Below are 20,959 nucleotides of genomic sequence, written 5' to 3' on the forward strand. Positions count from 1 at the left end.
TGCACGACGGAGCGGGCCGATGGGTCGTGCACCCGGACCGGGGTCGTGCAGGCGAAACCCGAAACCCGAACCCCGGAACCGGAGCCGACGGACTCAGCGGGCGAGGAGCCGCCGGGAGGCCGCGATGTCTGCGGCGGTCCGGGCGACGAGCTCCTCGACCGCGTCGAAGCGGAGCGTCGGCCGGAGCAGCGCCACGAGCTCGACCGACAGCCGCTGCCCGTAGAGGTCGCGGTCGACGTCGTGCAGGTGCACCTCGAGACGCCGCGCCCGGTCGCCGCAGAACGTGGGATTGACGCCGACGCTCGCCGTCGCCTCCCACCGCCGGTCGTCGCCGGGCAGCCGCGCCCAGGCCGCATAGATGCCGTCGTCGGGCAGCAGGCGCTCGGGCAGGGCGAGGTTCGCGGTCGGGAAGCCGAGCAGCCGGCCGCGACCGTCGCCGGAGACGACGAGCCCGGAGAGCACCGGGAGTGCCGGTCCGGTCACACGTCTGCGACGGGCGAGATCGCGCGGTAGCGGCTCTGGTGGAACACGAGCGGCTCGACGTCGTCGAAGAGCGTCACGTCCTGGATCTCGTAGAGCGCGATCTCGTGGTCGCCACCGTCGAAGGTGCTGTGCAGGCGGCAGGTGAGCCAGAGCGCGGCGTCGTCGATCAACACGGCCCCGCCCTCCGAGCGATGCCAGGCATGGCCGCCGAACCGGTCCCCTTCGCGCGCGGACAGCGAGCGGCTGAGCGGCTCGTGGTGCGCGGCGAGGACGCTCATCCCCAGTTCCGGGACGGCGCGCAGCACGGGCCACGTCTTCGAGGTGCGGGCGGCGCTGACGGCGACGAGCGCGGGCTCCAGCGAGATCGAGGTGAAGGAGTTGACCGCCATGCCGACAGCGCGGTCCTCGACGTGGGCGGCCAGCGCGACCACACCGGTCGGGTAGACGGAGAAGGCGCGACGGAGAGCGCGGTCGCGCGGCAGGGCGTCGGTCACGGCAGTGGTCATCACGAAGTCCTTTCGTTAGTCAAGTTTGACTAGTTTGAATCATATGCATTTTTGACCATGCAAACAACAGGTTTCGTGACACCGAGCCGTTAGCATGAAGCGCATGTCGACCACCCGCCTCGTCGTCCTCGGCGCCGTCAAGCAGTTCCAGCCCGTGCACGGCTACTTCCTCCGCCGCGAGCTCATGACCTGGCACGTCGACGAATGGGCGCACATCCAGCCCGGGTCGATCTACAACGCCCTCCGCGCGCTCGAGGTCGACGGTTACGTGGCGGAGAGCGGCACCGAGACCGAGGGCAAGCGCCCGGCGCGCACCACCTACCGCATCACCCCGGCCGGCGAGGTGGAGCTGCAGCGCATGCTGCGCGAGAACCTGTGGAACGTCGCGGCATTCGACACCCAGGCGATCATGACCGTGGCCTCGTTCATGTTCGTCCTCAGCCGGCAGGAGGTCATCGCCGGCCTCGAGCACCGCCTCATCAAGAGCGACGCCATCATCACGCAGAACGGCTTCGACGTACAGGACACCCTCCGCTCGGAGACGACCCCGGAGTACGTCCGCGAGATCTTCGACCTCTCCACCGCCCGACTCACCGCCGAGAAGGAGTGGCTTCTGACGCTGCTGGAGCGGCTCCGAGCCGGGGCGTACACGTTCGCCGGTGAGACGACGGAGACCGAGCCCGCTCCCCCGCGCTGACAACGGAAGGCGCACGGCGGGACTCAGCGCCCGGCCACCATCGCCTCCAGGGCGGCGACGGACAGCGCCGGAGTGGTCGCGCCGCGATGCCGGGCCACGATCGCCCCCGCGGCACAGGCGCGCACGAGAGCGTGCTCGATGTCGTGACCCTGGGCGAGCCCCGCGGCGAGGGCGCCGCAGAAGGCGTCCCCGGCTCCTGTCGTGTCGACGGCCTCGATGCGGAAGGCCGCCACGTGCACACCGGGGTGTCCCGACCGATGCAGCGTCACCCCCGCGGCCCCCTCCGTGAGCACGACCGCTCCGGCACCGGCGCTGAGGAGTCGCTCGACGCCGCCGAGCTCCGCGCACTCCGTCTCGTTCACGACCAGCACGTCCACCTCCGGCAGCAGCGCGACCGCCGCCTCGTGCGCGGGGGCGGCGTTGAGGATCGTGCGCGCCCCCGCACCCCGGGCGACCACGAGGGCGGCGGCGACCGCGGCGAAGGGCACCTCGAGCTGAGCGAGCACCACAGCTGCCCCGGCGATCCCGGCGAGGGCATCCTCTGGAGTGAGCTCGCCGTTCGCGCCGGCCGCTACGAGGATGCTGTTGTCGCCGTCGTCGAAGGCCAGCACATGCGCGACCCCGGTCGGCGCGGACGCGGAGCGGCGGAAAGCGGCCGCCACGCCCGCCTCTGTCAGCGCCGCCTCCAGCACGGCCCCGGCCTCGTCCGCTCCGACGACACCGCAGAACCGCGTCGCCGCTCCCGTGCGCGCCGCCGCGACGGCCTGGTTGAGGCCCTTGCCGCCGGGGAAGCGTCCCCCGGCCCGACCGAGCAGCGTCTCGCCGACGCGAGGTGGCCGCGAGACCTCGACCACGAGATCGAGGTTCGCGCTCCCCACGACGGCGACGCCGGCAAGGGTCTCAGACACGGGCCATCGTCCGCCGGAACGACGAACCGATGTGGGACTCGGCCAGCGCAGGCGTCGGAGTGCCCATCAGCCGTTCCCGCAGCGACTGCGGCTCGGCGGCGGGGTCGCTGATCGCCCCGCGCTCCTTGAGGATCGGCAGCACGTGCTCGATGAAGTCGGCGGTCGACGCCGGCGGGATCACCGGGGCGAAGAGGAAGCCGTCGAGGTCGGCGCCGTCGGCGAGCTCCATCATCCGGTCCGCCACCTGCTCCGGCGTGCCCACGATCGGTCGGGCGCCCACCCCGTGCGCGTGCCAGTCGCCGAGCACGTCACCCACCGTCTTGTCGGCGAAGCGGGCGACCTGCGTCTGCGACAGTTCGGTGCGGAGCTCGGACATCGGCGTGCTCGGGTCGTACGACGACAGGTCGAGCCCGGTGAACCAGGCGTAGGACGCCACGGTGACCTCGGGGTTCTGCGCGTCGGCGACCTCCGCGTAGGTGCGGCGCGCCTCCTCCTCGGTGCTGCCGACGACCGCGGCGAACGCCGACATGATCTTCACCTCGTTCGCGCCACGGCCGTTCTTCACCGCCTCCTCGCGGATCGCCGAGGAGTGCGCGCGGAGCTGCTCGACCGAGCCGCTGCCCACGAAGATCGCCTCGCCGTGCTTGCCGCCGAACTCGCGGCCGGCGGGCGACGCCCCGGCCTGGAACAGCACCGGCGTGCCCTGCGGCGAGCGCTGCGTGTTGCCGTAGCCGTGCGAGCGGAAGTAGGGGCCATCGTGCGCGATGCGGTGCACCTTGGCCGGGTCGGCGAAACGGCCCGCCTTGTCGCGCTCCAGGGCGCCTTCCTCCCAGGCCTCCTCCCACAGCTTGTAGACGACCTGCATGAAGTCGTCCGCCATCAGGTAGCGCTCGTCGTGCCCGACCATCGGCACGCCGAAGCCCTGCACTGCCGTGTCGGCGGTGCCGGTGGTGACGACGTTCCAGCCGATCCGGCCGCCGGACAGGATGTCGAGGGTGGCCAGGCGCCGGGCGAAGGAGTAGGGAGGCTCGAGCAGGGTCGACCCGGTGGCGACGAGGCCGAGGCGGGTGGTCTCCGGGATGAGGGCGGCGAGGATGATCGCCGGGTCGAGCCGGGGCAGGTCCAGGCCCTCGACCGAGCAGATGTCCGGGCGCTCGCCGGCGACGTCGGCCCAGCCCCACGCATCGGCGAGGAAGAGGAAGTCGAAGCCCGCGTCCTCGACCAGGCGCGCGGTGTCGCGCCAGTAGTCGAGCTTGTCGAAGAGGTAGCGCCGGTTGTCGGGGTGGCGCCAGGTCGCGGTGCCGGAGTCGTTCGCCTGGGCGTTCTCGAAGAGTCCGAGCCGCAGGGTCTTCACGGGGTGCTGAGCGGTCATGGCGGATGCCTTCCTGGGAGTGGGGGATGGTGTCGTTCGGAGTTTCCGGGCACGCCGGGGGAACCCGGGGGCGCAGGGGTCGCGCCCCCGGGACCGGGGGTCGTATGGTCAGCCCTTCGCGGTGACCTCGCCGTCGCTCCACCACAGGACGCGCCGGCGCACGACCGCGAGGAGCACGATGAGCAGCACCCCGAGCAGGCAGAGCAGGGCGATGCTCGCCCAGGTCACGGGCAGGTTCGCCTGCGCGGCCGACGTGGTGACGAGGGAGCCGAGTCCGGCCTGCTGCCCAGCCGCGACGAACTCCGCCACGGCCGCGCCGACCACGGCGAGGGGCAGCGCGATCCGCAGACCGGCGAACACGTACGGCATGCTGCCGGGGAACCGCAGCTCGCGGAAGATCTCCCACCGCGAGGCGTGCAGCGTCGTGAACACGTCCATGGCCTTCTGGTCCACGTCGCGGAGACCGGCGAGCGAGTTCACGAGCATCGGGAAGAACACCACGAGGCCGGTGACGATGAACTTCGGCACCATGCCGAACCCGAAGGCGACGACCAGGGCGGGAGCGATCGCGACGATCGGCGTGACCATCACGATGATGACCAGGGGCATGACGGCGCGCTCGATGATCTGGAACTCGGCCATCACGACCGCCAGGAGGAAACCCGCCAGGATGCCTGCCGAAGCGCCGACGACGACCTCGAGCAGCGTCACGAGGAAGTTGGACCAGTACATCCCCGCGTCCTCGACGAGGCTGGCGCCGATGGCCTCCAGCGTCGGGAGGACGTACGGGTTGGTCCACGCCACGATCTGCCAGAGCAGGGCCGCGATCACGAACGTGATCAGGGTCGGCACCCACGAGCCCCAGCGGAGCCACCCGGGGATGCCGCGGCGGGGCTGCGCCTTCAGCCGGGCGGTGGCGAGGGTGGCGGTGGTGTCTCTCATCGTCAGCTCAGACATGGGCCTTCTCCGTCTGCGCGCGCAGCGCACCGCGCACGACTGCCTCCAGGTCGCGGAACTCGTCCGTCGCGTACGCCTCCTCGGTCCGTGGCCGCGGGAGGTTCACATCGATCACCTCGGCGATGCGGCCGGGGTGGGCCGCCATGACCACGATGCGGTCGGAGAGCATGATCGCCTCCGGCACCGAGTGCGTGACGAACATCACGGCCTTGCGGTTCGACTGCCAGAAGTCCAGCAGGGCGATGCGCTGCAGGTCGCGGTTCATCTCGTCGAGGGCGGAGAACGGCTCGTCCATCAGCATGATCGCCGGGTCGAACACGAAGGCCCTGGCGATCGCGGCGCGCTGCTGCATGCCGCCGGAGAGCTGCCCCGGGTACTTCTTCAGCGCATGGCCGAGGCCGAACGTCGACAGCACCTCGGCCGGATCGCGGAGGGCGCGGTCGCCGTTGGCCCCGCGGTTGATCCGCACGGGGAGCTCGACGTTCTCGCGCACCGTCTTCCACGGCAGCAGCGCCGGAGACTGCGGGACGAGGCCGATCTTCTTGTCGCGGGAGGCCGCGGTGACGCTCTCGCCGTCGATCGTGACGGTGCCGGAGTCGGCGTCGAGGAGTCCGGCGACCACCTTGAGCAACGTGGACTTGCCGCACCCGCTGGGCCCGATCACCGACACGAACTCGCCCCTGCCGATCGTGAGGCTCACGTCGTCGAGCACCGTGACCTTCGCCCCGTCGACGCCGAAGGACTTCGAGACGTTCGTGACCTCGACGCCCGCGCCCTGTGCCGCGGTCATCACTTCTCCGTCCAGATGAGGGTGTCGCCGTCGTACAGGTCGGCTACGAGGTCCGGGTCCATCATGTCGGCGATGGCGGGGAGGTCCTTGACGTCGCCGTACTCCTGCACGATCTCGTACTCGGGCTGCCACATGTCCTCGGTCTGCACGCCGGGGTTGCCGCCCGCGCTCTCGCGCACCCAGGCCGACTCGACCTCCCACGTACGGGCGAGCTGATCGCGCGGGAACGCCGCACCCTGACCGTTCTCCTCCGCCAGGGCCGCCAGCATGTCGATGCATTCGTCGGCCTCGTCGAGGCAGAACTGCAGGGCCTTGAGGCTCGCGCGCATGAAGTCGGCCGCGACCTCGCGGTGCTCGTCGAGGAAGCGCGAGTTCACCTCCATGACGTTGTACGTGCCCTCGACGCCGAGGTCGGAGGGCAGGAACTCGCTGAACGGGAGGTCCTGCGCCTTGAGCGTCTGCGGCTGGTTGGAGGCGTAGCCGACGATCGCGTCGACCTGCTCGCGCACCACGACGGTCGGGTCGTAGTTGGTCATCTTCACCATCTCGACCTTCGAGACGTCGACCCCGGCCTCGTCGAGCATGGCCGAGGCGATGGGAGTGAGGTTGATGAAGTAGCCCAGCGAGCCGCCTTCGAGGTCGGTGAGGTCGTCGAGCTTCTCGTTGCCGAAGATCGAGAACGGCGGGGTGGTGCCGTAGGTGGCGACGGCGGTGAGGTTCTTGCTGTTCGCCGCGGCGAGCATCACATCGGAGGCGGAGCCGAGAGCGGTGAACTGCGCCTGCCCCGAGGCGACGAGCTGCTGCCCGTTCGCGCCGGAGGCGTTGATCTCCACGTCGAGGCAGAGGTCGTCGAAGTAGCCCAGCTCCTTCGCCAGGAACACGTCGAGCTGCCCGGCGCTGGCGGAGTAGCCGTAGCCGGAGATGTAGGTGATGGTGCCGGCATCCTGGTTGCGCTGGCAGGCGTCGCTGCCGCCCGCGCTCGTGGGGGCGGTATCGCCGCCGGGCGCCGGCGAGGAGCATGCTCCAAGCGTCAGCGTGGCGGCGAGAACGCACGTCAGGGTGGCAGTGGTGCGGAATCGGGTTTCCGCAGAGGAAGTAGCCATGAGGGTCCCTTCTCGGCCGTTCGTCATTGATGGCTCGATGAAAGTAACATAGTCAATCTTGACTAAGCAAGATCAAACTAACATCGTTCTGCACGATCCGGCGACGGACGCACGACCCTCCCGCCCACTGGGTCGTGCACGCGCAACCCCGTCGTGCAGGCGAGGCACGGACGGGACGGGATCGCAGGGGTGGGGCCGGGGCCGGTCCGTGTCGGGTCCGGGTTCAGGCGGGGGTTTCGCGGAGCGGCCAGGCGGGCCACCAGCCGTCGTCGAGCCCGCGCAGCAGGGCGGTCGCGCGCTCCCGCTCCTCCGCGGGCAGCTCCGGGAGCGGGCCCGAGCTGCTCTCCCGCCGCTCGCCGTCCGGCGACCGGACCTCCGTGTACAGCCACGCACGGCGACCGACGGGGTACTTCTCCCGGAAACCGCCAGCGGCGATCGACAGCACGATCCGCTCCAGCTCGTCCGCCGCGGTCTCGGCGGTCTCATCGCACGCATCGCAGATGCACGACGGCACGATCGCGTGGAACAGGGCGCCGGCCTCGACGCAGACGGAGGGAACGGCCGGCGTGATCGTGATCTGCGCACCACGCGCCGGTGCGAGCACGATGCGCTCCGCCCCGTCCTCCCCCACCTCTCGCCGCACCTCGACCACGTACTCGCGGGAGAGGTGCTCGACGAGCGCGTCGACCACGAGAGACAGCGGTGCGAAGCGCTCCGGGTGGGACTCCTGGGAGTACGACTCCTCCGGCGCGATGCCGTCGGGCCAGCGGTGTCCGTAGCGGACGACCTCGCCGCGGTCGTCGTGGAAGGTCAGGATCGGGAGAGCAGGCCGGACATACGCGCGCGCCGGGACGATGACGGCAGCGGGAGCGGAATCCTGCGCGGACAGCGCCCTCATCTCCTCGTCGTCGATGTCGTCCTGTTCCCACGACGCGAGCATCTGCAGGAACGCATCCCGCTGGTCGGGCTGCTGCACCATCCCCTGCACGAGACCCGTGACCGGGATCGAGAGGGTGTTGGTCCCGATCTCCGGCTCGCTCGTCATCCGCCATGTCGCGGCGGGGTGCACGTCCGCGATGACGTTCCCCACGAACCGCGCCGCCGCCGTGGCCAGCGTCTCGCTCTCGAGCACCTCAGGATGACCGGCGATGACGTCCCACGTCGCCCCGAGGTCGACGGCGAGCACTGCGGGGTCGGTCCCCTGGCCCCGCGCGAACTCGGCGAAGGGCTCGAAGCCGTCGACGAAGCGGACCGGCCCCGGAGCGTCCGGCTGCGGGGGCATCCACAGGATCGCGGCGGCACCCGCCTCGGGCATCGGACCGAAGGGACCGGGGAAGACGTCGCTGCTCATCGACCGAGCGTACCGAGCGGGATCACCGGGGCGCGTGAGACTCCAGGAACTCGTACACGTCAGTGGTGTCCACCCCGGGGAATGCGCCGGTGGGCAGCGTCGCCAGCAGCGTGCGCGGCGTCTTCACGTTGGGCCAGGAGTTCTCACGCCACCGCTCCTCCAGCTCGGCGGGAGCCCGACGGCAGCACACCTCGACCGAGTGCTTCGACACGCCGCGGTGCGGGGTGTCCCTGCCCACGAACCACCTCGTGTCGTCGAACCGCACGCCCACGCTGACCGAGTGCAGGCCCTCGCTCGATGCCTCCACGCGGGCGGTGCACCAGTAGGTGCCGTTCCCGGTGTCGGTGTACTGGTAGTACGGGTTGAAGCGGTCGTCCTCGTCGAACACCACCCGGGAGGTCCACCGCCGACAGCACATCTGCCCCTCGATGGCGCCAAGGCGGTCGGTCGGGAAGTTCACGTCGTCGTTCTCGTACGCCTTCGTGATCGTGCCCGACTCGTGCACCTTGAGGAAGTGGACGGGGATGTCGAGGTGCCGCGTGGCGAGGTTCGTGAACCGGTGCGCCGCCGTCTCGTACGACACCGAGTACGCGTCACGGAGGTCTTCGACGGAGATCGCGCGCCGCTGCTTCGCATCCTTCAGGGCGGGGACGACGTGCCCCTCCGGGATGAGCAGGGCGCCGGTGAGGTAGTTCGTCTCGACGCGCTGACGCAGGAACTCGGCGTAGCTGCGCGGCTCGGCGTGCCCCAGGATGCGACTCGACAGCGCCTGCAGCACGGCGGTGCGGGCATCCCCCTTCACCGGCACGCTGCTCGACAGATACAGCCGTCCGTTGGCGAGGTCGGCGACGCTGCGGGTGGTCTGCGGCAGGTCGGCGGCGTAGTGGAGGGTGAAGCCGAGGTACGCCGCGATCTCGGAGGCGGTGCGCTGGGTGAGCGGCCCCCCGGGATGGCCGACGGCCGCGAGGATCTCGGCCGCCTTCGCCTCGAGGTCGGCGAAGTGGTTGTCCTGGCGCCGCATCAGGTGTCGGAGCTCCACGTTGGCACGTCGCGCCTCCTCGGGCGTCGCCGCGCGCTCGTCCTTCAGCCGATCGATCTCAGCCTGCAGGGCGAGCAGCGCCTTCAGCGCCTCCGTCGGCACGCTCTTGGCGATGCGGAACGGCGCGATGCCCAGCGCCTGGAACGTCTGCCCCTTCATCGCTCGCTCCAGCGCGATCTCGATCGCGCTGCGCTCGTCGAGTGGTTCCCCGGAAAGCAGCGCGTCGATGGTCGCCCCGAGGGCACGGGCGATGGCCTGGAGCTGGGTGAGCTTGGGCTCGCGCTTGCCCGTCTCGATCATCGACAGCTGGCTCGGCGCCCGATCGACCGCGGCGGCGAGCTCCTCCAGTGTCAGGCCCCGTGCTGTGCGCAGCTGGCGGATGCGTCGTCCGACGGTAAGGGCGTCGGTCTCTTCCGTGGCGTCGTCCATGTCGGCTCCTCTCGGCCCGCCGTCCGCGTCGGTGCCGGATCGGGAATGCTCCGCGCGAGGCTTTGCCGGGATCCTTCTTGATCCCACCAGCCTGGGCGAGCGGTGCGTGAGGGCTGAGTCTGTCACGAAAACAGAAATTCGCGCAAACTTCTCCTCGATTCAGCGTGGGAGAGCAGGGGAACTTCACACAGAGTGGAGGCACGCCATCGGCACCGACGCCGATTCCCATCCGAGGAGACACCATGACGAACACCGCAGCGACCCCCACCCCGCGCCCCGCCGGCCTGCGCGCCGGCGATCAGGTCCAGACGGCCGCGGAGCTCCAGGAGATCTGGGACACCGACCCCCGGTGGGACGGCGTCGAGCGCACCTACTCCGCGGAGGACGTCCTCCGCATCCGCGGTTCGGTCCGCGAAGAGGCCACCCTCGCCCACCGCGGGGCGGAGAACCTCTGGAACCTCCTGCACACGGAGGACTACATCCGGGCTCTCGGCGCCTACACCGGTGGCCAGGCCGTCCAGCAGGTGCGCGCGGGCCTCAAGGCCATCTACCTCTCCGGCTGGCAGGTCGCCGCCGACGGCAACCTCGCCGGTCAGACCTACCCCGACCAGTCGCTCTACCCCGCGAACTCGGTGCCGGCGGTCGTGCGCCGCATCAACAACGCCCTGCTTCGGCAGGACCAGCTCGAGTACGCCGAGGGCGAGGTCACCCAGGACTGGCTCGCGCCCATCGTCGCCGACGCCGAGGCTGGATTCGGCGGGCCGCTCAACGCCTACGAGCTCGCGCAGTCCCTCATCCAGTCCGGTGCCGCGGGCATCCACTGGGAGGACCAGCTCGCGAGCGAGAAGAAGTGCGGCCACCTCGGCGGCAAGGTGCTCGTGCCCACCCAGCAGCACATCCGCACGCTCAACGCGGCGCGCCTCGCGGCGGACGTCGCCGGCGTGCCGACCGTCATCATCGCCCGCACCGACGCCCTCGCCGCCGATCTGCTCACGAGCGACGTCGACGAGCGGGACCGGGAGTTCACCACCGGCGAGCGCACCTCGGAGGGCTTCTACCGGATCCGCCCGGGCATCGAGTCGGTCATCAGCCGCGGCCTCGCGTTCGCCCCCTACGCCGACCTGCTCTGGGTCGAGACCGGGGAGCCGGACATCGCGCTGGCCCGGGAGTTCGCCGCGGCGATCCACGCACAGTTCCCCGGTAAGCTCCTGGCCTACAACTGCTCGCCGAGCTTCAACTGGAAGCGCCACCTGTCGGACGCCGAGATCGCGACGTTCCAGCAGGAGCTGGCAGACCTGGGCTACAAGTTCCAGTTCATCACCCTGGCCGGGTTCCACGCCCTGAACCACTCCATGTTCGACCTCGCCCGCGATTACGCCGAGCGCGCCATGAGCGCCTACGTCGAGCTGCAGGAGGCCGAGTTCGCCGCCGAGGCAGACGGCTACACCGCCACCAAGCACCAGCGCGAGGCGGGCACCGGCTACTTCGACGTCATCTCCACCGCGCTCAACCCCGACAGCGCGACCCTCGCCCTGGCCGGCTCCACCGAGACCGCCCAGTTCCACTGATTCTCCCCTGTATTTCTCCCCCCACTTCCCCCGAGACCCCCGGTTCTCGTCGAGACCCCGCCCCGCACACGCCGGGAGCCCGGGGTCTCGACGACAACCCGGGGGCTCGGCATAAGGCAAAGGACACCATCATGACCACCGCACCGATTCAGACGACCCGGCAGGGGCCCGCGATCGAGATCACCGGCCCCATGCGCGACCGCTACGACGAGATCCTCACCCCGGAGGCGATCGCCTTCCTCACCGAGCTCCACCACCGGTTCGCCTCCCGCCGCCATGACCGGCTGGCCGACCGGATGCGTCGCCGCTTCGAGATCGGCAACGGGCACGACCCCCAGTTCCGCGAGGACACCGCGCACATCCGCCAGGACATCACCTGGCAGGTCGCCGGCGCCGGCCCCGGGCTCGAGGATCGCCGCGTCGAGATCACCGGCCCCACCGACCCGAAGATGACGATCAACGCCCTGAACTCCGGGGCTCGCGTCTGGCTCGCCGACCAGGAGGACGCCACGAGCCCGACCTGGAAGAACGTCATCGAGGGGCAGCTGTCCCTCCGCGACGCGATCCGCGGCAAGCTCTCCTTCACCTCCCCCGAGGGCAAGGAGTACCGCGTCACCGCCGAGCGCACCCCCACGATCGTGATGCGTCCGCGCGGGTGGCATCTGCCGGAGAAGCACCTCGCCTTCATCGACCGCTCCGGCCGCCGCACCTCGGCGTCCGGCTCCCTGGTCGACTTCGGCCTCTACTTCCTCCACAACGCGCAGGCGCTGATCGACGGCGGCCGCGGCCCGTACTTCTACATCGCGAAGCTCGAGTCGAGCGAAGAGGCGAAGCTGTGGGACGACGTGTTCTCGTTCAGCGAGGAGTACATCGGCATCCCGCACGGCACCATCCGCGCGACCGTGCTGATCGAGACGCTCCCGGCCGCGTTCGAGATGGACGAGATCCTGTACGAGCTGCGCGACCACTGCGCGGGCCTCAACGCCGGGCGCTGGGACTACATCTTCTCCATCATCAAGAACTACCGCGGCCGCGGCGCCCGCTTCGTGCTCCCCGACCGCAGCGAGGTCACGATGACGGTGCCGTTCATGCGGGCCTACACCGAGCTGCTCGTGCAGACGTGCCACAAGCGCGGCGCCTTCGCCATCGGCGGCATGAGCGCGTTCATCCCGAACCGCCGAGACCCCGAGGTGACAGCACGCGCGGTCGAGAAGGTGTCGGCCGACAAGAAGCGCGAGGCCGGAGACGGTTTCGACGGCACCTGGGTCGCCCACCCGGATCTGATCCCGACGGCGCAGGCCGAGTTCGACGCCGTGCTCGGAGACCGCCCGAACCAGGTCGACCGCCAGCGCGACGACGTGCACGTGGAGGCGCGCGACCTGCTCGACCTGCACATCGGTCGGCCGATCACGGCGCAGGGCGTGCGGGACAACGTCTCGGTCGCCATCCGCTACCTGGAGGCCTGGCTGCGCGGGCTCGGCGCCGTGGCGATCGACAACCTCATGGAGGATGCCGCGACCGCGGAGATCAGCCGCTCGCAGGTGTGGCAGTGGATCCACCAGGACCGCACCACGCAGGACGGCACGCCCATCACGGTCGAGTACGTCGAAGGGCTGATCGGCGAGGTGCTGGACGAGGTCGAGCGACGCGAGGGCGACCGCTTCGACGACGCCGCCGAGATCTTCCGCGAGGTCGCCCTCCGCGAGGAGTTCCCGACCTTCCTCACCCTGGGCGCCTACAGCCGGTTCCTGGTCGACGAGGACTGACGACGCCGGATGCCGCGGGCCGCCAGGCCCGCGGCATCCTCACGTCCCACCCGGCCCGCACGCTCCCTGCCGGGCGTAGCCTGGAGCCATGAGCGCCGTCTGGGACAGCATCGCCGAGGAGTTCCTGCACCTCTATCCGCGGGGGCGGCGGCTGGTCGCGGTCGCCGGGGCGGACGCCGAGCGTTCGCGCACGGCCGCGGATGGTCTGGCCACCGCTCTCACCGCCGCCGGCCAGACCGTCGAGCGCGCACACACCGCCGACGGGGAGGAAGCCTCCCTGCGCACCGACGTCGTGGGGCCGTTCCGCGCCACCGACAGCGATGCCGTGCTCCTCGTGTCCGGACCGGGCGCGATCGTGTCGCCGAGCGCACGCGGGATGTGGAACTACGTCCTCTGGCAGCTCGCCGGAGACGAGGCCCCGCACACCGCGGCGAACGCCCTGGTCGACGTGACCGATCCGGCCCATCCCACCCGGCGTTTCGCCGACTACTGCGCCGTCCCCTCCTCGTTCGAGACCTGAGTCGCCGCGCGCCGACTCAGTGGAACGACGCGGCGACCGAGTTGCGGTGGTAGTCGAACACGATGCTCGTGCGGGTCGATGCCACGCTGCTCTGCGCGGACAGGTGCTCGAGCACGAACTCGCGCATCTCCGACGAGTCGGCGACCGCGATGTGCAGGAGGAAGTCGTCGTCTCCGCCGAGGAAGAACACCTGGATCACCTGCGGCAGCGCGCGCACGCGATCCGCGAACTCGACGATGCTCTCCCGCCGGGCGGCCGGGCGCAGGCTGACGCCGATGATCGCCTGGAGTCCCGCGCCGAGCTCGCGTTCGTCGACGCTCGCATGGAACCCCGTGATGACCCCGCGCTCGATCAGCCCGCGCAGGCGTGCGTGCGCGGTCGACGGGGCGACTCCCAGTCGTCCGGCCAGCTCGGCGTTCGTCATCCTCCCGTCGGCGGTGAGGAGCTGCACGATCCGCGCGTCGATGGGGTCGAGCGCGGGGGCCCGAACGCTGTTCGGCTCGGACGACGCGGCGGCGGTGGTCATACGAAGCATTATTCAGGATCGAAGTCTTCACCGAAGAGTCTTCATCGAATCTGTCGATGTCTCGACGTTTCTGCGATCCTTGTCTGCACCCTGCGCCCCGACACCTGGAGGATCGATGAAGATCGGCGTCCCGACCGAAGTCAAGAACAACGAGAACCGCGTCGCCCTCACCCCGGCCGGCGCCGATCGGCTCGTGCGGGAAGGCCACCGGGTGCTCGTGCAGTCGGGTGCCGGCGTCGGGTCGAGCATCGATGACGACGCCTACCGCGCGGCCGGGGCGGAGATCGTCGCGACGGCCGCCGACGCGTGGGGCGAGGCCGATCTGCTCATCAAGGTCAAGGAGCCCGTGGCCGAGGAGTACGGCTTCCTCCGTCCCGACCTCACGCTGTTCACCTACCTTCACCTCGCGGCCGACCGCCCGCTGACCGAGGCGCTCGTCGCGGCCGGCACGACCGCTGTCGCCTACGAGACCGTGCAGCTGCCGGATCGCACCCTGCCGCTGCTCGTGCCGATGAGCGAGATCGCCGGCCGCCTCTCCGTCATCATGGGGTCCCACTCACTGCTGCGCTCGCAGGGCGGTCGCGGCATGCTGCTGGGCGGCATCGCCGGCACCCCGCGGGCGAAGACCGTCGTGATCGGCGGCGGCGCCGCGGGCGAGCACGCCGCTGCGAACGCGCTCGGCCTCGGCTCGAAGGTCACCGTCGTCGACGTGGCACTCCCCCGGCTGCGCGAGCTCGAGCACCGCTACGGCGGCGCGCTGGAGACCCGCGCCTCGAGCCGGTACGACATCGCCGAGGAGCTGACGACAGCGGACCTCGTGATCGGCTCGGTCCTCATCCCCGGCGCCGCGGCACCCAAGCTGGTGACCGACGACATGGTCGCGGCCATGAAGCCGGGGTCCGTGCTCGTCGACATCGCGATCGACCAGGGCGGCTGCTTCGAGGGCTCCCGTCCCACGACCCACGACGACCCGACTTTCGCCGTGCACGACTCGATCTACTACTGCGTCGCGAACATGCCGGGGGCTGTGCCGACGACCGCGACCCGGGCCCTGACGAACGCCACGCTCCCCTACGTCTCGGCGATCGCGGCGAAGGGCTGGGAGCGGGCGGCGGGCGAGGACGCCGCCCTCGCGAAGGGCCTCAACGTGCAGGGGGGACGCATCACGCTGGACGCCGTCGCCCAGGCGCACGGCCTCACGACCGACTGACCTGTCGAACCCGAAAGAACCTCGGATCTTGGCGGCATCCCACACCGCACCCGTCGTATCCACCCGAGTACGCTCGTAACCGTGACCGAACGCGCTCCACTCTCCCGCAAGCTGTCCGCCATCGCCGAGTCCGCGACCCTGAAGGTCGACGCCAAGGCCAAGGCCCTCAAGGCCGAGGGCAAGCCCGTCATCTCGTATGCCGCGGGCGAGCCCGACTTCGCCACGCCGCAGTTCATCGTGGATGCGGCGGCCGAGGCACTGGCCGACCCCGCGAGCTACCGGTACACCCCCGCTCCCGGGCTCCCGGCGCTGCGTGAGGCGATCGCCGCCAAGACGCTCCGCGACTCCGGACTCGAGGTCTCCCCCGGGCAGATCATCGTCACCAACGGCGGGAAGCAGTCGGTGTATCAGGCGTTCCAGGCGGTCGTGAACCCCGGCGACGAGGTGCTGCTCCCGGCCCCGTACTGGACGACCTACCCGGAGGCGATCCGTCTCGCCGACGGCACCCCCGTCGAGGTCTTCGCCGGCGCCGACCAGGAGTACAAGGTGACGGTCGAGCAGCTCGAGGCGGCGCGCACCGACCGCACCACCGTGCTCGTGTTCGTGTCGCCGTCGAACCCCACCGGCTCCGTGTACACCGCCGAGGAGACGAAGGCCATCGGCGAGTGGGCGGTGGAGCACGGCATCTGGATCATCAGTGACGAGATCTACCAGAACCTCACCTACGAGGGCGTGAAGGCGACCTCGATCGTGGAGGCCGTGCCGGAGGCCGCGAACCAGACGATCCTCGTCAACGGCGTCGCCAAGACCTACGCGATGACCGGCTGGCGTGTGGGCTGGATGGTGGGTCCGGCCGACGCCATCAAGATCGCCGGCAACCTGCAGTCGCACCTCACGAGCAACGTGAACAACGTCGCGCAGAAGGCGGCGATCGCGGCTCTCAACGGCCCGCAGGACGAGGCCGAGAAGATGCGCGAGGCCTTCGACCGCCGCCGTCAGCTCATCGTGTCGGAGCTGTCGAAGATCGACGGGCTCGTGGTCCCGAACCCGCTCGGCGCGTTCTATGTCTACCCCGACGTGCAGGGTCTGCTCGGTCGCACGTGGGGCGGCGTCACCCCGACGACGTCGCTGGAGCTCGCCGACCTCATCCTCGACCAGGCCGAGGTCGCCGTCGTCCCCGGTGAGGCCTTCGGTCCGTCGGGCTACATCCGCATGTCGTACGCGCTCGGCGACGACCAGCTCCTCGAGGGCGTGCAGCGCCTCCAGCGTCTGTTCTCCTCCTGACCCGAGACCCCGCTTTAGCGCCGAGACCCCCTCGTACCTGCGCAGGTACGAGGGGGTCTCGGCGTGAACGCGGGGTCTCGGGTCAGTCCTCGGGATGGAAGCCGATCAGCCAGCGGATGCCGTAGCGGTCGACGAGGGTGCCGTCGACATCTCCCCACGGGCGCTGCTGCAGCGGATCGATCACCCGGCCAGCGACGGAAAGCTCGTCGTACCAGCGGGTGAGCGTCCCTGGATCGGCGGTGCCGAGGAGCGAGAGGAACATCCCGCTCATCTGCACCGCGTCGTCATCGGCGCCCGCGTCGGCCCCGGCGAGTTCGACTGGCCCGCCGAGCTGGCCGTGCGCGACCGCGTCACCCGGACCGTCGTGACGACCGGCGCTCGCGTAGTCCATCAGCTGGAGCTCCCCTCCGAAGACGTCGCGGTAGTGGCCGAGCGCTTCTGCGGCGTTGCCGGGGAACAGCAGGTACGGGATCAGTCCGCTCATCCCGCGAGCGTAGTCGGCGGCGGCTCCGGCGGCCACCCGACGGGAACGACGAACGGCCGCCGCCCGGAGGCGACGGCCGTTCGTGCGAGCGCGGTCAGGAGACGGGGATCACCGCGTAGAGGATCCAGGTCAGCGCGAACCCGGCCACGCCGAGCACCGTCGTGAGCGGCGTCCAGGTGCGCAGGCCGTCCTTCACCGACAGACCGAGGTACCGCGTGACCACCCAGAAGCCCGAGTCGTTCACGTGGCTGAGACCGAGGCCTCCGTAGCCGATCGCGACCGCGAGCAGCGCGGTGTGCACGGTATCGAGTCCCATCGCGGAGACCGACGGCAGCAGGAGTCCTGCGGTGGTGGCGATCGCGACGGTGGCAGACCCCTGGGCGGCACGCATGATGAGCGAGATGAGGAAGGCCGCGAGCAGCAGAGGCATCCCGCTGGACGCGAGCACCTCGGCGACCGCTCCACCGATCCCGGTCTCGGTCAGGACCCGGCCGAAGGCACCACCGGCACCGGTGACGAGGATGATGACCGCGGCGGCCGGCAGCGCCGACTCCATGACCTCGCCGAGGTGCGCCGCCGACCAGCCGCGGCGGATGCCGAGCAGGTACATCGCGGCGGCGATCGCGACCATGAGGGCGAAGATCGGCTGACCGACCATGCTGAGCAACCCGTTCCAGAACGTGCCCGCCTCGAACAGCGGCGCGACCGCGGTACCGAGCATGATGAGCACGAGCGGCAGGAGGATGAGCCCGAGGACCGTGCCGGCACCCGGCGCCTTCTCGCCCTCGCCGAGCCCGCCGGTGAGCGTCGACTTCTCCGTGCCGAAGTTGTCGTACATCTCCTTGGTGGCCGCGAGCATCGCGAACTCGCGGGTGTTGATCCACTTCGCCACGAGGTAGGACAGCACGCCGAGGGGCACGGAGATCGCGAGGGAGAAGATCGTGACCCAGCCGATGTCGGCGCCGAGGATCGCGGAACCGCCGACGATGCCCGGGTGCGGGGGTACCGCGACGTGCACCGCGAGCATGATGCCCGCGACCGGCAGGCCGAACTTGATCGGGTTGAGACCGGCCACCTTCGAGAAGGCGAACACGATGGGGATGAGGATGATGAAGCCGGCGTCGAAGAACACCGGGATCGCCAGGATGCCGGCGGCGATGACGAGCGCGATGCCGACGCGCTTCGGGCCCAGCCAGCTGGTGAAGCGCCCGGCGAGCGACTCGGCGCCACCGGACAGCTCGATGATCTTGCCGAGCATCGAGCCGAGGGCGACGAGCACCGCCACCGAGCCCAGCGTGCCGCCGACACCGGCGATGATCGCCTGGATGACGCCGAGCTGCTCGGGGGTATCGCCGTCGGCGGGGATCGTGGTCAGCGGCAGGCCTGCCGCGATGCCGACGATGATCGACACGAGGATGAGGGCGTAGAACGCCTGCATCTTGAACCGGATGATGAGCAGGAGCAGCAGGCCGAGGCCTGCCAGGCCGATCAGGATGAGGATCGGAAGAGGAAGCATCTCTGGATCTCTTCTTTCAGTGAGGGCGCGACGTCGCGCTCAGGACAGTCGTTCGGGTGCGACGACGCGGATGACGGCGGAGTCGTCCAGGGCGCCGAGGCCCTGCGCTTCGCCGAGGAGGAACAGCTGCTCGGCCGCGGCGGCGACCGGCGTGGACAGGTGCGCCCGGCGGGCGGCGTCGCCGACGATGCCGAGGTCCTTGACGAAGATGTCGAGGCGGCTGAGCACCTCGGCGCCGTCCTCGTCGTAGGCCTGCAGGGCGCGCGGACCGCGGTTGCCGAGCATGAAGGAGTTCGCGGCACCGGCCGTCAGCGCGTCCAGCGTGCGCGCGCGGTCCAGCCCGAGGGCGTCGGCGAGCGCGAGCGCCTCCGCGGCCGCGGCGATGTGCACGCCGCAGAGGAGCTGGTTGACGGTCTTCAGCGCCTGACCGTCGCCGGGCTTGTCGCCGACGATGGACAGCGTGGAGGCGAGCTGGTCGAGCACGGGCCGCGCGGTCTCCAGAGCGCTCGGGGTGGCGCCGACGACGATGAGGAGGTCACCCTCCCCCGCACGGACCGGGCCACCGGAGAGCGGGGCGTCGACGAGCTGCGCACCGTGCGCGGCGAGCTGGGTGGCGATGGCGTCGATGCCGTCCGTGCCCACCGTGCTGGTGAGGATCACGACCGCGCCGTCGGCGAGGTGCGGGGCGAGCCCGTCCTCGCCGAAGAGCAGCGCCTCGAGCTGCTGGCCGGTCCGGACGGCGACGAGCACCGCGTCGGCACCGTCCACGGCGTCGGCTGCGGACGCCGCCGGCGTGACACCCGCCTCTGCGGCGAGGGCGACGCGTTCGGCGGCGATGTCGAAGCCGCGCACCGCGAAGCGCTCGGCGAGGCGGGTGGCCATCGGCAGCCCCATGGCGCCGAGTCCGATGACAGCGACGGTGGATGTCATGAGTGTCCTTCCGGGTTGTTTCCATCGTCGCCTGCGAGCGTGGCGACGACCGTGACGAGGGAGTCCGCGTCGCCGACGTTGCCGGCGAACACGACGTACGGGATGCCGACCGCGGGACCGGTCTCCGGCTGCCACAGCGAGACGAGGCCGGGCAGCATGGGGCCGAGCACGGTGGCCCGGCGGATCTCGAGGGCCTCGCTCGCGACATCACTGGAGGTGATGCCGCCCTTCGCGATGACGAAGCGGGGCGGGGCGATGGCGAGCACCCGACGCACGAGCTCGACCACGCCGCTGGAGATGCGGCGGGCGATCGCGAGGCTCTCGTCGCCGTCGGAGCCGGTGACGAGCTCGCGGGTGGTGTGCACGATCACGGTTCCCGTGGCGAGCGCCTCGGCGACGGCGTGGGCCTGCGTCTCGAGATGGGTCTCGCGCTCCGAGCCGATGAGGGCGCGCACGTCGAGCTCGATCGTGCGGGTGTTCGGCCGTGCCGCCGTGAGTGCTTCGAGCTGAGCGGTGGTGAGCGGCACGTGGCTGCCGACGACCACGAGACCGCCGCGGTCATGCGCGAAGGGGATGTCCTCCGCGCGCACCGGCTCGGCGATCTCCTGTCCGATGTGCGCGCGCACATAGGGCGGGCCGACTCGGAGGAGCACGTCGCGGTCCCGCAGGCGGTGCAGCGCGAGCGCGACGACGCGCATGTCCGATTCCTCGACCACGTCGACCGCGACGACCGTGCCGTCGGGCAGCGCCTCGAGGAAGCCGGCAACGGCGTCCACCCCGGCGCGGATGGTGCGGATGTCGAGACCCGCGACCGCCGGTGCCGGGATGCGTCCGCCCGTCTTCTCGGCGACCCACGCGCGAAGATCGGAGGAGGCGTAGCCGAAGGTCGCGTCCGCCGCGAAGGGCGTCTCGCCGACCGGGGTGGCCTCGCCGTCGGTGACCCAGTAGTGCACGGAGTCGACCGTGATCCGGCCGGCGTCGGGGAACGCGGGCACGAGCAGGGTCAGCGCGGGGGCGTGGCCGGTGCGGGATCCGATCTCCGCGGCGAGGAGGTCGGTCTCGAGCGGGAAGTGGCCGCGCAGCGTCGAGTCGCCCCGGGAGACGAACGTGACGCGCCGCCCCTGCGCCTCGGCGGCGGCGAGGGCCACGTCGACGATCTCGCGGTTGCGGGCGGCGGCGGCGTCCTCGTCGAGGGACCGGGTGTTCGTGAGCACGTACACGGCGGCGGCGCCGGTCGCGAGAGCCTCGTCCAGATCGGCGCGCTCCCATCGGGTGAGGACCGGGAGGTTCGCAACCGACTGCGTGCCGGTCGGGTCGTCGTCGAGGACGAGGAGCACGTCGGTGGGGTCGACCTCGGTGCGGACATCGGCCGCGGTGACGGCGACGGGTGCGGGCAGGGAGGCCAGCAGGTCGTCGATGTGCACACGAACTCCTTCGTTCCGGGGAGGGTCCGTGGTGGGGGCCGCGGACCGGGGATCTGCATCGTTATCCGATATCAGATAACGACGAGCGTACCCCAC

Annotated in this window: 20 protein-coding genes; 6 read left to right on the forward strand and 14 right to left on the reverse strand. The window is 70.6% G+C overall.

Features of this window, described 5'->3' with window-relative positions; genetic code table 11:
- Positions 1 to 93 precede the first annotated feature (93 nt).
- A complete protein-coding gene (locus tag WFJ36_RS12565; RefSeq protein WP_071328922.1) occupies positions 94 to 483 on the reverse strand; it encodes a riboflavin kinase in 390 nt (129 codons plus the stop codon).
- Complete coding sequence (locus tag WFJ36_RS12570; RefSeq protein ID WP_071328923.1) at positions 480 to 989, reverse strand: flavin reductase family protein; 510 nt, start codon at positions 987 to 989, stop codon at positions 480 to 482. Before WFJ36_RS12570 ends, WFJ36_RS12565 begins: the two co-directional genes overlap by 4 nt.
- Positions 990 to 1,092: 103 nt before the next feature.
- Here WFJ36_RS12570 and WFJ36_RS12575 point away from each other — a divergent pair, with 103 nt between their 5' ends.
- Positions 1,093 to 1,686: a PadR family transcriptional regulator gene (locus WFJ36_RS12575; protein WP_071329127.1), complete on the forward strand. Its 594-nt coding sequence runs from the start codon at positions 1,093 to 1,095 to the stop codon at positions 1,684 to 1,686.
- Positions 1,687 to 1,709: 23 nt separating this feature from the next.
- Here WFJ36_RS12575 and WFJ36_RS12580 read toward each other — a convergent pair whose 3' ends face one another.
- The 7 genes from WFJ36_RS12580 to WFJ36_RS12610 form a co-directional block, all read right to left on the reverse strand.
- Positions 1,710 to 2,594, reverse strand: coding sequence for a ribokinase (locus tag WFJ36_RS12580; protein ID WP_336643399.1), 885 nt, complete (start codon positions 2,592 to 2,594; stop codon positions 1,710 to 1,712).
- Positions 2,587 to 3,966: an NtaA/DmoA family FMN-dependent monooxygenase gene (locus tag WFJ36_RS12585; RefSeq protein WP_292786143.1), complete on the reverse strand. Its 1,380-nt coding sequence runs from the start codon at positions 3,964 to 3,966 to the stop codon at positions 2,587 to 2,589. The genes WFJ36_RS12580 and WFJ36_RS12585 overlap by 8 nt, the downstream gene beginning before the upstream one ends.
- Positions 3,967 to 4,074: 108 nt before the next feature.
- The gene (locus WFJ36_RS12590; protein ID WP_071328926.1) at positions 4,075 to 4,923 is read right to left on the reverse strand and encodes an ABC transporter permease; all 849 of its coding nucleotides are present in this window, start codon (positions 4,921 to 4,923) and stop codon (positions 4,075 to 4,077) included.
- A complete protein-coding gene (locus tag WFJ36_RS12595; protein WP_083391732.1) occupies positions 4,916 to 5,713 on the reverse strand; it encodes an ABC transporter ATP-binding protein in 798 nt (265 codons plus the stop codon). The genes WFJ36_RS12590 and WFJ36_RS12595 overlap by 8 nt, the downstream gene beginning before the upstream one ends.
- Complete coding sequence (locus tag WFJ36_RS12600; protein ID WP_256209432.1) at positions 5,713 to 6,816, reverse strand: ABC transporter substrate-binding protein; 1,104 nt, start codon at positions 6,814 to 6,816, stop codon at positions 5,713 to 5,715. The genes WFJ36_RS12595 and WFJ36_RS12600 overlap by 1 nt, the downstream gene beginning before the upstream one ends.
- A 223-nt stretch (positions 6,817 to 7,039) precedes the next feature.
- On the reverse strand, positions 7,040 to 8,167 hold the full coding sequence (locus tag WFJ36_RS12605) for a DUF6226 family protein (protein ID WP_336643400.1): 1,128 nt from the start codon (positions 8,165 to 8,167) through the stop codon (positions 7,040 to 7,042).
- 22 nt (positions 8,168 to 8,189) lie between these two features.
- On the reverse strand, positions 8,190 to 9,635 hold the full coding sequence (locus WFJ36_RS12610) for a helix-turn-helix domain-containing protein (protein ID WP_336643401.1): 1,446 nt from the start codon (positions 9,633 to 9,635) through the stop codon (positions 8,190 to 8,192).
- A 242-nt stretch (positions 9,636 to 9,877) separates the two neighbouring features.
- On the opposite strand from WFJ36_RS12610, the gene aceA reads away from it, so the two are divergent.
- From aceA to WFJ36_RS12625, 3 genes are all read left to right on the forward strand, one after another.
- Entirely contained in the window at positions 9,878 to 11,203 is a 1,326-nt protein-coding gene (gene aceA, locus WFJ36_RS12615) for an isocitrate lyase (protein WP_336643402.1), read from the forward strand.
- 131 nt (positions 11,204 to 11,334) lie between these two features.
- Positions 11,335 to 12,969, forward strand: a complete 1,635-nt coding sequence (aceB, locus tag WFJ36_RS12620; protein WP_336643403.1) for a malate synthase A — start codon at positions 11,335 to 11,337, stop codon at positions 12,967 to 12,969.
- An 88-nt stretch (positions 12,970 to 13,057) separates the two neighbouring features.
- Positions 13,058 to 13,489 (forward strand): hypothetical protein, encoded by a 432-nt coding sequence (locus WFJ36_RS12625; protein ID WP_336643404.1) that lies wholly within the window; start codon positions 13,058 to 13,060, stop codon positions 13,487 to 13,489.
- 16 nt (positions 13,490 to 13,505) lie between these two features.
- Here the strand turns inward: WFJ36_RS12625 and WFJ36_RS12630 are convergent, their stop codons facing one another.
- On the reverse strand, positions 13,506 to 14,024 hold the full coding sequence (locus tag WFJ36_RS12630; protein ID WP_083391733.1) for an Lrp/AsnC family transcriptional regulator: 519 nt from the start codon (positions 14,022 to 14,024) through the stop codon (positions 13,506 to 13,508).
- 106 nt (positions 14,025 to 14,130) lie between these two features.
- Here WFJ36_RS12630 and ald point away from each other — a divergent pair, with 106 nt between their 5' ends.
- Both ald and WFJ36_RS12640 read left to right on the forward strand, forming a co-directional pair.
- Positions 14,131 to 15,225: an alanine dehydrogenase gene (ald, locus tag WFJ36_RS12635; RefSeq protein WP_336643405.1), complete on the forward strand. Its 1,095-nt coding sequence runs from the start codon at positions 14,131 to 14,133 to the stop codon at positions 15,223 to 15,225.
- Between the two features lie 81 nt (positions 15,226 to 15,306).
- Positions 15,307 to 16,509, forward strand: coding sequence for a pyridoxal phosphate-dependent aminotransferase (locus tag WFJ36_RS12640; RefSeq protein ID WP_071328936.1), 1,203 nt, complete (start codon positions 15,307 to 15,309; stop codon positions 16,507 to 16,509).
- Positions 16,510 to 16,591: 82 nt separating this feature from the next.
- Here WFJ36_RS12640 and WFJ36_RS12645 read toward each other — a convergent pair whose 3' ends face one another.
- The 4 genes from WFJ36_RS12645 to WFJ36_RS12660 form a co-directional block, all read right to left on the reverse strand.
- Entirely contained in the window at positions 16,592 to 16,993 is a 402-nt protein-coding gene (locus WFJ36_RS12645; RefSeq protein WP_336643406.1) for a VOC family protein, read from the reverse strand.
- 94 nt (positions 16,994 to 17,087) lie between these two features.
- Complete coding sequence (locus tag WFJ36_RS12650) at positions 17,088 to 18,509, reverse strand: GntP family transporter (RefSeq protein ID WP_336643407.1); 1,422 nt, start codon at positions 18,507 to 18,509, stop codon at positions 17,088 to 17,090.
- Positions 18,510 to 18,548: 39 nt separating this feature from the next.
- Positions 18,549 to 19,439: an NAD(P)-dependent oxidoreductase gene (locus WFJ36_RS12655; protein WP_336643408.1), complete on the reverse strand. Its 891-nt coding sequence runs from the start codon at positions 19,437 to 19,439 to the stop codon at positions 18,549 to 18,551.
- The gene (locus WFJ36_RS12660; RefSeq protein WP_336643409.1) at positions 19,436 to 20,863 is read right to left on the reverse strand and encodes a four-carbon acid sugar kinase family protein; all 1,428 of its coding nucleotides are present in this window, start codon (positions 20,861 to 20,863) and stop codon (positions 19,436 to 19,438) included. Before WFJ36_RS12660 ends, WFJ36_RS12655 begins: the two co-directional genes overlap by 4 nt.
- Positions 20,864 to 20,959: the final 96 nt, after the last annotated feature.

Origin of the sequence: Microbacterium sp. MMO-113, from assembly GCF_037148555.1 — a bacterium.
Taxonomy (GTDB): Bacteria; Actinomycetota; Actinomycetes; order Actinomycetales; family Microbacteriaceae; genus Microbacterium.

What these genes read in the sequence shown, in the direction of transcription:
- WFJ36_RS12570 (WP_071328923.1), bottom strand. Translation starts at nt 989, where the DNA reads ATGACCACTGCCGTGACCGACGCCCTGCCGCGCGACCGCGCTCTCCGT.
- WFJ36_RS12575 (WP_071329127.1), top strand. Translation starts at nt 1,093, where the DNA reads ATGTCGACCACCCGCCTCGTCGTCCTCGGCGCCGTCAAGCAGTTCCAG.
- WFJ36_RS12585 (WP_292786143.1), bottom strand. Translation starts at nt 3,966, where the DNA reads ATGACCGCTCAGCACCCCGTGAAGACCCTGCGGCTCGGACTCTTCGAG.
- WFJ36_RS12590 (WP_071328926.1), bottom strand. Translation starts at nt 4,923, where the DNA reads ATGTCTGAGCTGACGATGAGAGACACCACCGCCACCCTCGCCACCGCC.
- WFJ36_RS12595 (WP_083391732.1), bottom strand. Translation starts at nt 5,713, where the DNA reads ATGACCGCGGCACAGGGCGCGGGCGTCGAGGTCACGAACGTCTCGAAG.
- WFJ36_RS12600 (WP_256209432.1), bottom strand. Translation starts at nt 6,816, where the DNA reads ATGGCTACTTCCTCTGCGGAAACCCGATTCCGCACCACTGCCACCCTG.
- WFJ36_RS12605 (WP_336643400.1), bottom strand. Translation starts at nt 8,167, where the DNA reads ATGAGCAGCGACGTCTTCCCCGGTCCCTTCGGTCCGATGCCCGAGGCG.
- WFJ36_RS12610 (WP_336643401.1), bottom strand. Translation starts at nt 9,635, where the DNA reads ATGGACGACGCCACGGAAGAGACCGACGCCCTTACCGTCGGACGACGC.
- aceA (WP_336643402.1), top strand. Translation starts at nt 9,878, where the DNA reads ATGACGAACACCGCAGCGACCCCCACCCCGCGCCCCGCCGGCCTGCGC.
- aceB (WP_336643403.1), top strand. Translation starts at nt 11,335, where the DNA reads ATGACCACCGCACCGATTCAGACGACCCGGCAGGGGCCCGCGATCGAG.
- WFJ36_RS12625 (WP_336643404.1), top strand. Translation starts at nt 13,058, where the DNA reads ATGAGCGCCGTCTGGGACAGCATCGCCGAGGAGTTCCTGCACCTCTAT.
- WFJ36_RS12630 (WP_083391733.1), bottom strand. Translation starts at nt 14,024, where the DNA reads ATGCTTCGTATGACCACCGCCGCCGCGTCGTCCGAGCCGAACAGCGTT.
- ald (WP_336643405.1), top strand. Translation starts at nt 14,131, where the DNA reads ATGAAGATCGGCGTCCCGACCGAAGTCAAGAACAACGAGAACCGCGTC.
- WFJ36_RS12645 (WP_336643406.1), bottom strand. Translation starts at nt 16,993, where the DNA reads ATGAGCGGACTGATCCCGTACCTGCTGTTCCCCGGCAACGCCGCAGAA.
- WFJ36_RS12650 (WP_336643407.1), bottom strand. Translation starts at nt 18,509, where the DNA reads ATGCTTCCTCTTCCGATCCTCATCCTGATCGGCCTGGCAGGCCTCGGC.
- WFJ36_RS12655 (WP_336643408.1), bottom strand. Translation starts at nt 19,439, where the DNA reads ATGACATCCACCGTCGCTGTCATCGGACTCGGCGCCATGGGGCTGCCG.